The organism is Acinetobacter sp. YQ_14, from assembly GCF_043102985.1.
GTDB lineage: Bacteria > Pseudomonadota > Gammaproteobacteria > Pseudomonadales > Moraxellaceae > Acinetobacter > Acinetobacter venetianus.
Window position 1 is genome coordinate 1 of the sequence record NZ_JBICJJ010000014.1, and the last position, 16,640, is coordinate 16,640.

Annotated in this window: 12 protein-coding genes; 4 read left to right on the plus strand and 8 right to left on the minus strand. The window is 40.7% G+C overall.

The window, feature by feature from the left end; translation table 11 throughout:
* Positions 1 to 536: 536 nt before the first annotated feature.
* From ACF8D3_RS07190 to ACF8D3_RS07200, 3 genes are all read right to left on the minus strand, one after another.
* A complete protein-coding gene (locus tag ACF8D3_RS07190; RefSeq protein ID WP_392470903.1) occupies positions 537 to 2,513 on the minus strand; it encodes a BCCT family transporter in 1,977 nt (658 codons plus the stop codon).
* A 152-nt stretch (positions 2,514 to 2,665) separates the two neighbouring features.
* On the minus strand, positions 2,666 to 3,364 hold the full coding sequence (locus ACF8D3_RS07195) for an ion channel (RefSeq protein ID WP_392470904.1): 699 nt from the start codon (positions 3,362 to 3,364) through the stop codon (positions 2,666 to 2,668).
* A gap of 53 nt (positions 3,365 to 3,417) precedes the next feature.
* A complete protein-coding gene (locus ACF8D3_RS07200) occupies positions 3,418 to 4,014 on the minus strand; it encodes a TetR/AcrR family transcriptional regulator (RefSeq protein WP_392470906.1) in 597 nt (198 codons plus the stop codon).
* An 85-nt stretch (positions 4,015 to 4,099) separates the two neighbouring features.
* Between ACF8D3_RS07200 and ACF8D3_RS07205 the strand changes: the two genes are divergently transcribed.
* On the plus strand, positions 4,100 to 5,308 hold the full coding sequence (locus tag ACF8D3_RS07205; RefSeq protein WP_392470907.1) for an oxygenase MpaB family protein: 1,209 nt from the start codon (positions 4,100 to 4,102) through the stop codon (positions 5,306 to 5,308).
* Positions 5,309 to 5,356: 48 nt separating this feature from the next.
* Here ACF8D3_RS07205 and ACF8D3_RS07210 read toward each other — a convergent pair whose 3' ends face one another.
* Complete coding sequence (locus ACF8D3_RS07210) at positions 5,357 to 7,072, minus strand: cation acetate symporter (RefSeq protein WP_007478632.1); 1,716 nt, start codon at positions 7,070 to 7,072, stop codon at positions 5,357 to 5,359.
* A gap of 1 nt (position 7,073) precedes the next feature.
* On the minus strand, positions 7,074 to 7,406 hold the full coding sequence (locus ACF8D3_RS07215; RefSeq protein WP_004881955.1) for a DUF485 domain-containing protein: 333 nt from the start codon (positions 7,404 to 7,406) through the stop codon (positions 7,074 to 7,076).
* A gap of 185 nt (positions 7,407 to 7,591) precedes the next feature.
* On the opposite strand from ACF8D3_RS07215, the gene ACF8D3_RS07220 reads away from it, so the two are divergent.
* Together ACF8D3_RS07220 and ACF8D3_RS07225 are read left to right on the plus strand one after the other, a co-directional pair.
* Complete coding sequence (locus ACF8D3_RS07220; protein ID WP_392470908.1) at positions 7,592 to 11,086, plus strand: PAS-domain containing protein; 3,495 nt, start codon at positions 7,592 to 7,594, stop codon at positions 11,084 to 11,086.
* A 314-nt stretch (positions 11,087 to 11,400) separates the two neighbouring features.
* The gene (locus ACF8D3_RS07225) at positions 11,401 to 12,162 is read left to right on the plus strand and encodes a hypothetical protein (protein WP_007478628.1); all 762 of its coding nucleotides are present in this window, start codon (positions 11,401 to 11,403) and stop codon (positions 12,160 to 12,162) included.
* A gap of 48 nt (positions 12,163 to 12,210) precedes the next feature.
* Here ACF8D3_RS07225 and ACF8D3_RS07230 read toward each other — a convergent pair whose 3' ends face one another.
* From ACF8D3_RS07230 to def, 3 genes are all read right to left on the minus strand, one after another.
* Complete coding sequence (locus ACF8D3_RS07230; protein ID WP_392470909.1) at positions 12,211 to 14,301, minus strand: TonB-dependent copper receptor; 2,091 nt, start codon at positions 14,299 to 14,301, stop codon at positions 12,211 to 12,213.
* Positions 14,302 to 14,374: 73 nt separating this feature from the next.
* On the minus strand, positions 14,375 to 14,812 hold the full coding sequence (locus tag ACF8D3_RS07235) for a DUF2946 family protein (protein WP_392470911.1): 438 nt from the start codon (positions 14,810 to 14,812) through the stop codon (positions 14,375 to 14,377).
* Between the two features lie 21 nt (positions 14,813 to 14,833).
* Positions 14,834 to 15,364, minus strand: coding sequence for a peptide deformylase (gene def / locus ACF8D3_RS07240; RefSeq protein WP_019385262.1), 531 nt, complete (start codon positions 15,362 to 15,364; stop codon positions 14,834 to 14,836).
* Between the two features lie 120 nt (positions 15,365 to 15,484).
* Here def and ACF8D3_RS07245 point away from each other — a divergent pair, with 120 nt between their 5' ends.
* Positions 15,485 to 16,636, plus strand: coding sequence for a LysM peptidoglycan-binding domain-containing protein (locus tag ACF8D3_RS07245; protein WP_004881966.1), 1,152 nt, complete (start codon positions 15,485 to 15,487; stop codon positions 16,634 to 16,636).
* Positions 16,637 to 16,640: the final 4 nt, after the last annotated feature.

The following is a 16,640-nucleotide window of genomic DNA, read 5'->3' on the forward strand; positions in this document are numbered from 1 at the left end:
CTCAATGGTTCGTCACCATCAAGCTAGGTCGGCTATATTACTCTAAATTTCTTCAAAGTCAACAGGTAATTTAGATATTTTATAAACTTATCAACCAACTCAAGAATCTAACCAATCTAGCCAAATCCTTGTTTCTCAACAAGTTTTTATCTGCATCACCGCCGATGGATGTGCATTCTACAGTATTCCTCAACGCTTGCAAGCACTTTTAAAAATTAAAATATTCGGTTGTTTTATTTTTAAACTCAAGTAACTCTAATCTACTGATTTATATAGTTTAAAATTTATCAACAATCTTAAAAGCAGCATAAATCCATATAAATCATTGTAATTACTGAATTTTATTTAAAATATGTTTTTATTATCAGCAATAAAACTGCTTTATCTTAATTTTTAGTTCTTATTTTAAACAAACCATTGGGCTAAAAAATATTTCAGGCATTATCCGCATCTTCAAAAGCTAACCACCTAAATAAAAACAACGGTTTTGAGAAGCCCAAAACCGTTGTTTTCAATATTTCAATTAGAATTTTCTGTTAAGAAGCCGTGCCTCTTACAATATTTAAGAAGTAAAGATGACGCTCATACTGATCAATAATGTCTTGGATCAAATCTTCTTGTGTCCAATCCATCACATCATAGTTTTGTCCGCCTTCTCTTAAGAAAACTTCTGCTTGATAATATTGAGCCTCATCCGCATCGCCTTGTCCTAACATAAAACTTGGTGGCACTGTTTCATGTGCATATACCGTATAGATAAAGTTAATCTCATGGTGATGGTCAACACGTAGCTGCAAACCTTGTTCAGTATTTTGAATATCCACTTCAAGATGACGGCGCTTGAACTCCCGTTGGATACTTTCAAAAGCCTTTCTGACTTGAGTATCAATATAAACATTCACTTCCTCTTCAGTGTGAGGATAGTGCATGATTAATCCTAAACGTTGTTGCCAACTTCTTGGATTATTGATCGCTCTAGGCGTAGTGCGGGCCTCATTCAACATTCTGGCTTTAGTTGCATCCAGATTTAAAGCTTTTAATAGCCCCCACCCCATCAACATCATAATTAAGGCAAAAGGCAGAGCACTAACCAACATAGACGCTTGTAAAGTTGCCAAACCACCGACTAATAATAAGCACACTGTCAATGCAGCAATTAAAACTACCCAAAATACACGTTGCCATGCAGGCGTATCTTCAGTGTTAGCAGTTAAATAATTAACAACTAAAGCACCAGAGTCAGCAGAAGTCACAAAGAATAAAAGCACTAGAATTGCAGCTACCATACTCATGAGACCTGAGAATGGTAAATGATTTAAAAACTCAAAAAGTGCTACTGACGAATCCTTCTGCACCATTTCCATTAAAGCAATATTATTTTCTTGCATAATGCTAAATAGTGCAGCATTCCCCCAGAACCCCATCCATACAATCGTGAAGCCTGTTGGTATCAAAATGACACCGAGAATGAATTCTCGAACTGTTCGGCCACGAGAAACTCTAGCAATGAACATCCCAACAAATGGAGACCATGCAATCCACCACGACCAGTAGAATACTGTCCAACCACCAATCCAACCTGTTGAATCGTAGGCTTGCAAATTGAACGTCATCACAAAAAGATTAGATAGATATTGTCCTGTATTCTCTACTGTTGTGCGTAATAGATGAATCGTTGGACCTGCCAAGAAAACAAAAATGACTAAAAGTACAGCAAGAATTAGATTCAGTTCTGATAGGCGTTTTACGCCCTTATCAAGACCTGCGAAAACAGAGAGTCCAGCCAAAATACTGACAAAAATAATCAATCCAATTTGAGTGGGAACACTTTGTTCAATACCGAATAAGTAATTTAATCCAGCATTGACTTGCAGAACACCGAAGCCGAGTGAGGTCGCAACACCAAAGATGGTACCGACGGTCGCAAAGGTATCAATTGCATCACCCCATCGACCATAAATACGTTTACCAATAATTGGATATAACGCAGAACGCGTTTTCAAAGGTAAGTTATGACGATAGGCAAAATAAGCAAGTGATAAACCAACCAACGCATATACAGCCCAAGCATGTACGCCCCAGTGGAAGAGCGTAATACGTAAAGCTTCTTTGGCTGCGGCTACGGTTTCAGGGTCGCTATTCGGTGGGGTTACATAATGCATGACAGGCTCTGCCACACCAAAGAACATCAGACCGACGCCCATACCCGCTGTAAATAACATCGCGAACCACGAACCATTCCCGTACTCAGGCTGACTATGATCAGGACCTAACTTAATATTTCCGCTGGAAGAACAGGCGATGTAGACGAGAAGCACAAGGAAAATAGCAACACAGAGAATATAGAACCAACTAAAAGAATCCGTAATCCACTGTTTAGCTTGAGAGGTTAATGTTTCAAATAGATGAGGTGCGACAATTGCAAAGACCAAGAACATTGCAATAATCAGTACCGTACTAAAGAATACGTTCCTGTTGACATTCGACAACGAGGATATTGTTTTGGAAGGCATGATTCCCCCATGTTTTTGTAATGATAATCGACAGACTTTAACGTCAAATAAGGCATTCACAATGTGAATAAAAGCGAGTTCAGAACACGCAAAACTCGATCAATAGTATAAAAAATGTGAAAAATAAAGCAGTTGTAATGCTGTAACAAAAGCTAATCATTCTCTTTTGTCGACCTATTCAAAACATGCGGAATGTATTGCAAGGCAATTAATCTTGAAACAATAACAGCGAAGTACATTACCCCACCAAACATTTGCAGCATGGTAATTCCGCGAGCCGCAGGACTAATTGGCATGACATCAGAAAGTCCTGTCGCTGACTGCAAACTAAAGCTGAGAAATAATAAATCTAACCATCGCTGTAGTTCTTGTGGCTGATTTGGATTTTGGAAACTATTAGGAATGACAATCTGACAAATACTATATAGAAAGGCAAATGCCCAAGCGATCAAAGTAAATACGGCACCAGCCGCAAATAATTCGTCTTTTGTGAGATAACGATCTGAAAACATATACCTTAGTAGACCATACGCTGCATAAAAATAGGCTAAGGCTTCAAAACTGTATGCAGTAATCTGTATTGTATGATTGTCAAAACCGACAAAGATCAAAATAGAAAATATAAATGCGCCACTGACAAAAAACAGTCCCAAAAAAGTAAAAACTGGCGACTGGCGAATGACTTTTGCAATAATTAATAAGGCTAAAACACCCAGTGACCATGTCAACGCTTTATATTGATTATCGTCATACGTCATGGTGCTAAAAATGAGTAAGGCCAATTGAACCATAAGCAGCCAAGCGGATGGTAGCAAACGAAAAGCTTTCCAAAATTGTCGTAAAGTTTGCATGTTATTGTCCTTTATTTATCACGGCGCATCACATCTGTTTCTGATCTACTCAATTATGTTGCATCTAAAAATGTCACAATCATCGTGGAAAGTTCTTGTTGTAATCGTTGCTCTTCGATCAAAAAAGTATTTTTACTGGCATAACGCATCATGGTAAATAAAGTACTATTAATGATCACAAAAGATTTATGTTTTAGTGTTTCAAAGTCCCATTGCGGATAATAACGACCAAATAAATACATGCCTATTTCTAAAAAATGTCTTTCTAAAACTTGGGCCGCCTCAGAATCACTATAAGCATGCCAATTCTTCAAGATTTCGATAAAGAAACCATGATCTGACTTTAACGATTCAAAGCCAAACGCAATACTCAATGTGATAATGTCTTGAATAGTTGCATGTTGTTGTAGCATGACCAACTGTTTAAGTGCCTGCCCCAAATCTTCACTTTTTCTTAGTAATAGTTCAGCAACAATTTGCTCTTTATTTTCGAAATATTGGTAAATAGAACCAACACTAACACCTGATTTTTCTGAAATTTTAGGTGTGGTCAGTTGCAATACCCCATATTCAGAAATACATTTTTGTGTTCCCTCTAAAATACTTTCTACAATCATTTTTGCACGCTGTTGTTGCGGTCTTTTTCTCATTTCCAACCTCAAAATAAATGCGAATTGAATGCGAATAATTATTCATATTAAGCTTTGATTAAATAACAAGCAAAGGTGTTATGCAATGCAAGGCATCAACAAACCGACACGTTTAGCTTCATTTGAGAAAATGATTCAACCCAATCTCAAAACCAAGATCTTGCGCTATATGATTGATCAAGATGTGCAGCCCAGCTATGACGAATATTTAGCATTGAATAATGCTTTACAAAGTGGTGATAAACCCATGGATCAAGTCATGCAATGGGTCATGCAGAATCCTCGAGAGCATCGTAAATATTTTGAAATAGCTCTTTATGAAGGTATTGATAAACTTCCACATGAGATTCCAGAGCTTGCTCGGTTTTTCAGGATGATTGAAGCAAAACCACACTGGTATGAGCAAAGTAAAATCGATGAGGCCATTAAATTTACTTATCGCTTAGGTGCAAATAATGGTTTTATCCTTCGAGACTTATCACTTATGACGGGCTACATGTATCCAGGTTTTAATCAACCTTTGGTATTAACAGGTGCCTTAAAAAAGCAAGCAGGAACACGTCTCGCCGAAACAACCAAATGGTGGGTTGATATTACTGAACCAGATGGCTTCGAACGTTTTAGTAAAGGTTTTACTTCAACTATTTTTGTTCGCTTTATTCATTCTCTAGTCCGCCATCAACTTAAGAAATCTGAGAAATGGGATGCTGAGACTTGGGGTTTGCCTATCAATCAATATGATCAAGCCATGACCAATATTGCATTTAGTGGAGTCGTGTTACTTGGTATTCGTGCGCTAGGTATTTTTCCGACACAACAAGAAGTCGAAAGTTTCCTACACTTTTGGAAATATGCAGGTTGGCTGATGGGCGTTGAAGAAAAATGGCTCGTCGATAAAGAGTCTGAAGGCTGGAAGCTGATTTATTGGATGCAATTTGCCCATCCTAAGTCGGATGAAAGCAGTATTTCATTGGGTTCTAGCTTATCGAAAGAGCCTTTTGAACGTAAATATCGTTATTTAAGAGGCTTTCAGCAGCAATTGGCTTATCGACAGCATTTAGAAATTACCCAGTTTTTTATAGGTCGTAAGAAAATGAAAAACTTAGGCTTAGCACCACAATCAGCGTCATGGTTTGCCTATTATCTGATTTGTCGAAATTTAACTTTATATAGCGGTGCCAAATATCTACCGAAATTAAATCATTTCCTTGAGAAAAAGGGTAGAAATTTACAGAAAATGGGATTGTCTTTGTATCGTAATCAAGGTCAACAACTTGCCAGTATGCATCAATAAAGCATAAAAAAGCCCTCATGTACTGAGGGCTTTTTTGAATCGTTGAGCTTAGTGGTCAGATGCACCAGAAGCGCCGATACCTGTCATTGAACGCACGAACTGAGCGTCAAATGCTTTACGTTCTTTTTCTGCACGTGCTGATTTATCAGTCACAGAGAAGAACCAACAGCAGAAGAATGATAATGGCATTGCAAATAATGCTGGACCATTGAATGGGTTAGGCGCAGATTCAGAAATTGCTAGAGTATCTACCCAAACTGCTTTAGAGAGGATAATTAAGATCACTGCACCAAGCAAACCAACCACACCACCAATCACCGCACCGCGAGTTGTTAAACCTTTCCAGAACATTGATAACACAAGAACTGGGAAGTTTGCACAACAAGCCACTGAGAATGCTAAACCAACCATGAATGCAACGTTTTGCTTTTCAAACAAGATCCCAAGGATCATTGCAAAAATCGCCAAGCCTAAAGTTGCAATTTTAGACATGCGTAATTCAGATTCAGGTGTCGTTTTCCCTTTCTTGAATACGTTTGCATAAAGGTCATGTGAAATCGCAGAAGCGCCTGAAAGTGTTAAACCTGCAACAACGGCAAGGATCGTCGCGAAAGCAACTGCTGAAATGAAGCCCATGAACAGGTCGCCACCAACAGCATCACTTAAGTGAACCGCAGCCATGTTGTTACCACCCACCAACTCTAACTTACCTGTCATAGCAGCTTTTGCTACATCAAGGAATTGAGGGTTGTTTGCAACGAATAAGATCGCACCAAAACCGATAATGAACGTTAAAAGATAGAAGTAACCAATGAAACCTGTTGCTACAACAACGGATTTACGTGCTTCTTTTGCATCTTTAACAGTAAAGAAACGCATTAAGATATGCGGTAAACCTGCTGTACCGAACATCAATGCAAGACCAAGCGATAATGCATCAATTGGATTGGCTGCCAATTTACCCGGCCCCATGATATGAGCCGCCTCTTCCCAGCTTAAGCTATGCGCTTGACCATAAGCACCAATGGCTTGGTTGAACATATTAGTAAAGCTAAAGCCAACTGCTTTCATTACCATGAATGCCATGAAAGTCGCGCCACTGAGTAATAGCACAGCTTTAATAATTTGCACCCAAGTTGTCGCTAACATACCGCCGAACATCACGTAAGCCATCATGAGTAAGCCCACGATTACGACAGCGATGTTATAGTTCAAACCAAACAATAGTTTGATTAGCTGACCTGCACCTACCATTTGAGCGATCAAATAGAATGCAACAACCACTAATGAACTTAATGCAGCAAGTGTACGAACAGGTTTTTCCTCTAAGCGGAAAGACACAACATCTGAAAGGTTGTATTTCCCTAGGTTACGTAAACGTTCTGCAACTAAGAATAGAACGATCGGCCAACCCACCATGAAACCAAGTGAATAGAGCAAGCCATCAAAGCCTGAGCTAAACACCAATGCAGAAATACCAAGGAAGGATGCCGCTGACATATAGTCACCCGCAATCGCCAAACCATTTTGGAAACCACTGATACCACCACCAGCAGTATAGAAATCTTGAGTCGATTGCGTTTGTTTCGCTGCCCATTTAGTAATGAACAATGTGAAACCGACAAAGATCGTAAACATGATAATCGCATGCCAGTTGGTTGCTTGCTGTTCTGCTGCACCTAAATCTGGGCCAGCAAAAGCAAGACTAGAACTGAGTAGGCCTACGAGCGCGAGTAATGTCGCTTTAAATGATGTCCCTTTCATTTCAGTGCATCCCTTTTTCATGTGTGATCGCCTCAACTTCCTTGAGGGCATCTTCATTTAGCTGATCGAGTTTATTGTTAGCGATATATGAATACACACCACACAACACGAAAGACAACACGATAATACCTAAACCAAGAGGCATACCCCATGTTGTCACACCACCGCTAAATGAACTTGCTAAAAACTCTTTGTTATAGCCAACCAAAAGCATGAAGCCGACGTAGATAACCAACATAATTGCTGTTAATGTCCAACTTAATGTACGCTTCTTGCTAACCATCTCTTGAAACTTTGGATTATGTAGAATTCGATCTACCTGTGAATCATCCATAACCAACTCCTTATTTTTGTGTCCAACCATGGACCCCTTTTTCAAATGGGATTTTTCATTATCCAAATTAACAAGAATTAGCTTGACTCGTAACTTAGACTTTGGTCTCTAAATGCAAATCTCTACTCATCTCAGTACCTGTGCATCGGGTATGATAAAAAATGGAATTTGATCACGTGGGCAATATGAATAGCTGGCTTATTATTGGGGTTCTTGCCATATATATCGTGGTGCTATTCGGCTGTGCATTTTTTGGAGAAAAACATGCAAGTCGTTTGAGTATGCGCGGTCGAATGCTGCTGTTTAGTTTAACTTTAGGCGTATATTGCTCATCATGGACTTTTTACGGCGCAACAGGCGCAGCAGTCCGTGAAGGTGTGATTTTTCTGCCAATTTATCTCGGCCCGTTACTTTTTATTTGGTTTGGTTATGATATTTGGAAACGTCTCGGGCGTATTCGGCAATATCATGCAATTTCCTCAATTGCAGATTTTGTCGCTGCCCGCTATGGCAAAAGTGGTAGCCTCGCTGCACTGGTCACAATTTTAGCCGTCATCGCCATTATTCCTTATCTTGCTTTGCAGTTGCGTGCGATTGCGCTCAGTGCATCCGTCATTCTCGAACAAAATGCGCATGTGACGACAACCACAAATAGCGTATTACTACTCACTGCTCTGCTCGCGATTTTGGCAATGATTTTCGGAACACGTCATATTGCCCACACCGAACAACATGGCGGCTTAATGCTTGCTGTGGCATTTGAATCCTTTGTTAAGTTATTTGCTTTGCTCTGTGTTGCTGGTTTTTTCTTATTACAATCACCTGAAAATATTAAACAAGTCAGCACCGATGTCAGCCAGCATTTCCATGATTTACAAGAGCTCGGCGTGCCCGAAACTTTCTGGATTCAAACGCTCTTAGCTGCATTAGCCATGATTTGCTTACCACGCCAGTTTCATGTGGCCGTGGTGGAATTAAGAGATGAAAAACATATTCGTGGTGCACGTCGCTGGTTTGCGGTTTATTTGATTTTAACCATTATTGCCATTATCCCAATCGCAAGTTGGGCACTGCATTCTTTACCTGAATCCCTTGGTACACCTGACATTGCAGTACTTGCCCTACCGCTGAGCTATGAACAAGAATGGTTAGCTTTATTGGCATTTTTAGGCGGTTTTTCAGCATCTACAGGGATGCTATTGGTGGCTTCGGTTGCCTTATCAATCATGCTCAGTAATGACTTGATCATGCCTGCACTTTGGCGGTTTAAAATCATTTCACGCCAAGATCAACATTTACCAAGAGTACTAAAACTAACTCGACGCATCAGTATTGTCAGCGTGATGCTGTTAGGATTCTTATTTTTCCATTTCTTCAATGATATCAACCAACTTTCTGTATTTGGTTTATTGGCCTTTAGTGCTGTTGCACAATTTTCTCCTGCGTTAATCGGTGGTTTATATTGGCGTGGGGCGAGTCGTCAGGGCGTTTATGCGGGTTTAATCATTGGCTTTTTGATGTGGAGCTATACACTTTTATTCCCAACTGTATTGCGTAGCCTACCTGATCATTACCAAGACTTTGCTCAGCATATTTTGTTATTTGGCCCATTTGATATTAATGGTCTACGTCCTGAAGCCATACTTGGCTTTGAGTCTTTTGCACCACTAACTCATGGAGTTTTATGGTCACTTGGATTAAATATCGCATCCTATATTTGGGTTTCTCGGCTTTATCGCCCAAGTGTGGCAGAGCAGATACAGGCTGAAAGCTTTTTCTATTATGAAAGCAAACCCCTTCCTTCTGCCAAAACCTCTACGGATTTGACCGATTTACACCATAACGCAGCGCGTCTCAAAGTAGGTGATTTATTGGCGCTGGCGAAGCGAATTACCGGTGATCGACCAACGACTCAAGCGTTCCAACAATTTTGTGAACAAAATCATGTCGTGCTCAACGAGAACCATGTGGCGAATGGGATGTGGTGGCGTTTTACCGAACAATATCTCGCGGGGATTATCGGTGCAGCTTCAGCACGTACCTTACTGACCACGGCCTTGATCAATAATGGACTTGCTTTAGGACAAGTCGCCAACATCCTAGATCAAGCATCTCAATGGCAGCGCTTTAATCAAAATTTATTGATGACCATGATTGACCATATGACCCAAGGGGTGAGTGTGGTTGATAAAAATATGTGTTTGGTCGCATGGAATAATCAATACCTTAAACTTTTTGATTATCCAAAGGATTTGGTTTATGTCGGCTGTCCAATTGCTGATTTGATTCGCTATAACGCGGAACGTGGAGAATGTGGCCCTGGCCCTGTTGAAGAACATGTGCGTAAACGTATCCATTGGATGAAAGTAGGAAGTGCCCATGAATTCGAACGTATTCGTAAAGATGGCCTAGTGATTCAAATGCGCGGAAATCCCATTGAAGGCGGTGGCTTTGTCACTACATTTGCTGATATTACGGCTTTCCGAGAAAATGAAGCCATTCTCGAAGAAAGAGTGAGTGATCGTACACGCCAGTTAGCCGATGCATTGACTGAACAGCAGCTTGCCTTGGAACAAGCAGACAAAGCCAATCAATCAAAAAGTCGCTTTTTGGCCGCAGCCAGCCACGATCTACTTCAACCTATGCATGCTGCTCGCTTGTTTAGTACGGCATTGGAACAAAGTGTTGAAAGTCCCGAAGATCAACAAACTTTACAGCAATTAGATCGTGCCTTATATGGTGCAGAAAGTATGCTCTCTGCCCTGCTCGATATTGCACGCTTAGAAGGCGGTACGATTCAACCGAAGCGTCAGCCTTATTCACTACATGATCTACTCAGTGATCTGGAACTTCAATTCAAATCTATTGCAGCTCAACGCGATATACAACTTAAAGTCCATGACACTCAATTTTGGGTAGATACCGATCCCCAATGGATGCGACGGATTATCCAGAACTTTGTTAGCAATGCATTACGTTATACCGCGCAAGGACGCGTCGTCGTTGGGGTGCTTCGCTCAGCACAGCGTCCAAATCATATTCGAATCGGTGTCTGGGATACAGGACCGGGAATCAATGAACAGCAACGCGTCAAACTCTTCCAAGAATTTGAACGCTGTGGTCATACATCACCTTGGGGTGAGCAAGGGCTTGGTTTGGGTCTCGCCATCGTGCAGCGTATGACCAGTCTGCTAGATTTTCCTGTACATGTTTATTCTGAACTTGGCAAAGGTTCATGCTTCATGATTGAAGTACCTCTCACAGCAGCACCTCAAATTGAAACTATTACGCCAACCATGACCGCACTGCAACATACTGCATATAAAGTCTTGTGTTTGGATAATGACGAAACGATTTTGGAAGGTATGCGGACACTACTGAGTAAATGGGGCTACCAAATTTTCACGGCAACAGAGCCAGATGAAGCCCTCAAATTGATTCAAGAAAATGATATTCAAGTCTGGCTCATTGACCAGCACTTGAATAATGAACAACGTGGTCTCGATTTTATTGAACAATATCGAACTGCCAATATTCCTGTGGCCTTAATTACAGCTGACTCTGATCCTGAGTTGCCGCAACGTTTGAAGCAACAGAATATCGTTTTACTGAGAAAACCACTAAAACCAGCTGGCTTGCGTGCATGGTTGTCAGGCTTAAAAATCATGCCAATGTCTTAAGTAGCAAATTATTTTGTTACATAGGCAAAACTGTTCAGAAAAAAGCACTTTGTTTGATATAAAATTGACCAAAGTGCTCAAATGACCTTTGCCTATGGCAAAAATTATCACTTACATTAGTGAACGTTTGTACACTTACTTACAATTATACAAGATATTGTTTTTAAATTATTTATTATTATAAAAACCGACATCTACAACTTTAGTCGTATTCTACTTGCATTCTGAATCCCTCATAAATTGATCAAACTGATAGAAACCTAGGCTTTTCCTTTTTTGGGTTTCTAACAAGACCGTCATAAAGGACAATGATCATGAATAGCAATTCAGCCATTTCAGAACAGAACGCTCTACAATTTTATCGTCAATACAGTGCTAACGCATTATTACCTGAGTTAGACTGGCAAAAAGTTTTTGGACAAAGTGAACTTAATGATGTTCACCTTCGCGCACTCAACACACTGTATCAAGCAGCTGTTCCATTGGCGTTAAAAGTTTTTCACGAATTAAATTTTGATGTTTTTGCACCTGCGGCTTACCATCCTCAAGGACTGGGCTTATTTGATAAGTTAGCGCAGCAAGAAGAACAATTTCTTCAAGTCTTAGAAAATGAATCAGCACATCTCGACCATGAAACACGCCATCAAATGTGGAGTATGTTGTTACGTGGTGGTGCTGTATTGGTCTTTAAAGCATGGCTAGGGCATGTCAAATCAGGTAACAGCGAATTAGATAAAACTCAATTTGATGAACTTTCTGATCTGTTATTTATTAAAACGCGTCCAGAACAATTGGCTCAACGTTTGAAAGTAAATTCACAAGCTGCACTGACACATATATTCTTGATGCATGAAAATGATGTCTTTCTCGATCATTTTAATAGTTTAGAAACCGCTGCAATGTTCGTGGATTTAGGTGTTTATGATGCCGCGTTCTTGAGCTTAAGAGATGACCGTGTTGCTGAATATCTCAAAGCAAAAGGTTATGTGACTCAAGAACAAATCGATGATTTGCAATGTGCTCTTAATCCCTTGTATTGCGATAGTTTGATGCCAAAACAAGATTGCTTGGCTTAAAAACGCAAATAAAACAAGGTGGAATCATCCACCTTGTTTTTTCATCACTTAGAACTTCATGCTCATACGCATCCAGTAATTACGTCCAATATTATTGAACTGCTCAGTAGCTGCGTAACCAAACATCGACGCACCTGCTTTATTTAAATGCTCGGTGTAAGCTTTGTCCAAAACGTTATCAATCCCTACCGAAACATCTACAGCATCAGTCAGTTTATAAGTTCCATTCACTGCCAATGTATTGAATGCTTTGCTTTCATTCATATCATAGCCAACGACATTACCTTCATTCAAACTCACACGACTTTGCTTAGCAACCGCACGCCATAATAGACCTAAACTATATTTTTCATCGACATAACGAAGATTGAGTCGCCCTTCCAAAGGTGCAATTTGTGGTAAAGCTCGATCATCGGATGTATTTTCACCCCAAGCATACATGGTTGAAACATCAGCTTGGAGACGATCCGTAAATTGATAGCCAACACCGGCTTCTGCGCCTGCAATTGTGGCATCAACATTACGAGCCAATGGCTGTCTCTTACTTGGCGTATATTCCATTAAGATGAAGTCTTTAATCAAACCAGCATAAGCTGATGCCCATGCATTCCAAGCACCATGTTCAGCTTGGAAGCCAAGGTCAAGTTGTGCCGTACGTTCAGTCTTGAGATTGTCTAAATTATCCAGCATACGATAAGTTGTCACACCCATCATATCTGTTGTGCCAACACCTCGATCTGTTGACGTGCTATACAATTCCCAAAAATCAGGTGTACGTTCCACATAACCCAAACCTGCGTAAGTTTTTAATCCATACTCAGGTAGATTCTTCTCAATACGGATAAAACCGCTTGGCAAAGTATCTTTACGGTCTTTACCATTTTCCAGATTATCAATCTTGACCTGATCAACACGTGCGCCAGCAACTAATTTTTGATCTGGATCAAAGGCATATGTCCATTCACTAAAAGCCCCATAAGATTGGAATTTTAAGTCTTCAGCATACGGCGAGTTCATGGATGGCATGGCATACATCACCATGTCACCGCCATGTTTATTCTGCTGTGTATCCACACCAGAAACGACGCTAAATTTATCCCAATCAGTTGTTACTGCAAGACGTGTATTTAAAGTACGGCGATCAACGCGCATCGACATCTTATTCGGTACAGTCATCTCCATACCGTGCATCTTCATCGTCGTCATCGGCGGCGTGCGTAAACTATAATTATCCATCACATGATCGTTATAACTGTAGTCCACTTGGGCTTCAATTTTCTTAATCACCTCTGTGATATTTTTCTGTTCAGCGTGTAATCCTAAACTTTCACGCTTAAACTGCGAGCCATCCATAGTGCGCCCTGCATAAGCAGCTTCACCATCACCCTTGCCTGCACGTAGTTCCAACCACGAATCCTCAGTTGGTTTCCAACCCAAGGCAAGATCAGCATTCCAACGCTCCCAATTTGAGTGAATGCTTTGATCATCCCCATCTTTATAGTCATCTGCGACAGAACGATTCACATTTAAACGTGCATATTTAGTTTCATCGCCAATTGCAGCTTCTACATTATGATCTAATCGACCATACGAACCGATTAAAACACTGGCTTGCCCACGATAAGGCTGATCTTTACTCAGGTTTTCAGGCTGACGCTCAAATATTACCGTTGCAGCAGAGCCAGGCGTTGCATATTGCACCGTTTGTGGCCCTTTAATCACAGTAATTTTATCGAAACTTTCTGGCTGAATATAAGAAGTCGGCGCATCCATACGATTCGGACATGCACCCAGATTTTCACTACCATCAACAAGCATCTTAATCCGTGAACCAAACATGCCGCGGAAAGTCACATCACCATTGGTTCCACCATTCTTAATGGCATTAAAACCCATGATACTTTGTAAATAATCCGCCCCATCCGTTGCCGGAACAGGTTGAATCGGTTGTTTAGGATCAGCATGGATAATCAATCCATTTGCATCATTCGGCTGTACCGCTGTAACAACAATTGGCGCTAAAACAACAGGGGCTGGTTGTTCTGACTGTACATCGGTATTTGCCCATAAAACTGTTGTATTTGAGGCAGCAAGAATCGCAACCGTCAGTGGTTGTAATAAAAATTTAGGTTGAGCCATGATCGGTCTCTCTTAAAACATAAGTAAAACTAGGCTAGAGTTTTGAAAACCCTAATGAAATTGACGTTTTAATTTATGCAAAGAGTGGCGGAGCTCGCCCTTGAGGTAATAAGAATAGTCGTTGCAGTAAGAAGAAAACGTGGCGAAACGCTTGCTGATACGCAACTAAACGAACTTGGATCCGAACCAGAACTTCTTTTACACCCAACTCAGGCGGCAATATCAGATTGGCATAGACCGTACAATACTGGCACTGATGGCTTGGATCATGATGATCATGCGCCGATGTAGATGCGGAGACTTGTTCAAATTGATGTGAATGATGATGAGCATGGTGCTGTGATTGACTCTGCTCAGCTTGTACTTTGGGTAACAATAAAGCTTTGGTAATCGTTTCACAGACTGGTGCAATTTGATACTGCTTCGGAAGTAGCGGCTGCAAAAATACCGCAATCTGTAAACAGACCGCGGCAAATGCAAGCAACAAACCACAACGAAACAAAGAAAACATATCAATTAAAGACAGTACAACTTAACGTTTAACTGTAACTTTCTCTTTTTCACGTTGGCGAACCACTTTTTCGACTTTTTCACGTGCACGTTGACGTTTTAACGGCGATAAATAATCAACAAAAAGTTTACCATTTAAGTGATCCATTTCATGTTGGATACAAACAGCGAGAAGTTCGTCAGCTTCTAACTCAAATGCTTGACCTTCAAGGTTAATTGCCTCGATTTTTACGCGTGACGGACGCTCAACTTTATCGTATATTTGAGGCACAGAGAGACAGCCTTCTTCATAAGGCTGCGTTTCTTGAGTCAGTGGAGTGACTTTGGGGTTGATGAACACCATCGGTTGATTTTTCTCTTCAGAAAGGTCCATGACAATAAGCTGAATATGATGATCAACCTGAGTTGCCGCTAAACCTATACCCGGTGCCTCGTACATGGTTTCTAACATATCTGCTGCAAGCTGACGAATATCATCAGTGACTTCTTCGACTGGCTTAGCAATGGTACGAAGACGGGGATCAGGAAAACTTAAAATAGGTAATAAGGCCATACTGTTCCTCATTTATGCCATTGATCAGAAAACCAACTGAAGGGAATGCTTGATCAAAAAATTGTGTGTAAAGTCGTTATTATAGCGCAACTACACACATAATTTTTAGGAATTATGATAATGAAAAAGGTTTTAAACGGCATACAATCATTTCATGCCTTGGGGTTAAAAAAACAACTGATTGCGGTTGCGATTTGTGCGGGATTAGGTATGAGCGTAAATCTGGCTCATGCAGCAAGTCCAAATGTCAGCCCTCCTTCTGTTAAAGCGGGTGCACCAAACGTTTATGTGGTGAAAAAAGGCGATACGCTTTGGGATATTTCTGGAAAATTCTTAAGCAAGCCATGGCGTTGGCCTGAAATCTGGGCAAGCAACAAACATGTGAAAAATCCTCACTGGATTTATCCAGGTGACAAATTGCTTCTTTGTAGCCTGAACGGTAAACCTTTAATTGGTAAAGATGAAGGCGATGGCTGTGATGGTATCATCCGTCGTTATTCTGGGAATACATCTAACTTACGCCCACAGGTACGTATTGAAGCGTTAAATAATAGTGTTCCTGTTATTCCACTGGCGCATATTCAACAATGGTTAGAACGGACATCTGTACTTCCTGCTGAGGCAATTGCCAATACGCCTTATATTCTGGGTACAGCGGATAACCGTGTCTTGGCTGGTAAAGGTCAAAGCGTCTATGTTCGAGGTCAAGGTCTCGAAAATGGTCAGCGTTATGGCGTATTCCGTGAAGGTCAACCTTATATCGTGTTAGACCAAAATGGTAAAAAGCAAAACTTAGGTGTTGAACTCACACAAGTGGCATCTGGCGTTGCAATTACCAGTGAAAATGACATTACTACGGTTGAACTCACGGATAGTTATAACGGCGAAGTTCGTCGTGGTGACCGTGTGATGCTTGAACAAGACGCGATGTTACCCACATTATTCTACCCGACTGATGCAAACCAAGTCCGTGACGGCGGTAAAGTCATCCGTGTGATGGGATCAATCGGTACTGCTGCGAAAAATGGTGTTGTTACGGTAGATCGTGGTACAGCTGATGGTGTTGAAATCGGTCAAGTGTTCAGCACATACCAAGAGGGTGAAACGGTACGTGATCCAAAAACCAAAGAGAAAGTAAAATTACCAGGTCAATATGTGGGTAGTGTTATGATCTTTAAGAGTTTTGATCGTATTAGCTATGCCTACGTATTGGAAAGTGAACTCCCAATCAAAGTGGGTTCAGACATCAAACCACCTCGTCTTGATGACTAAGTTC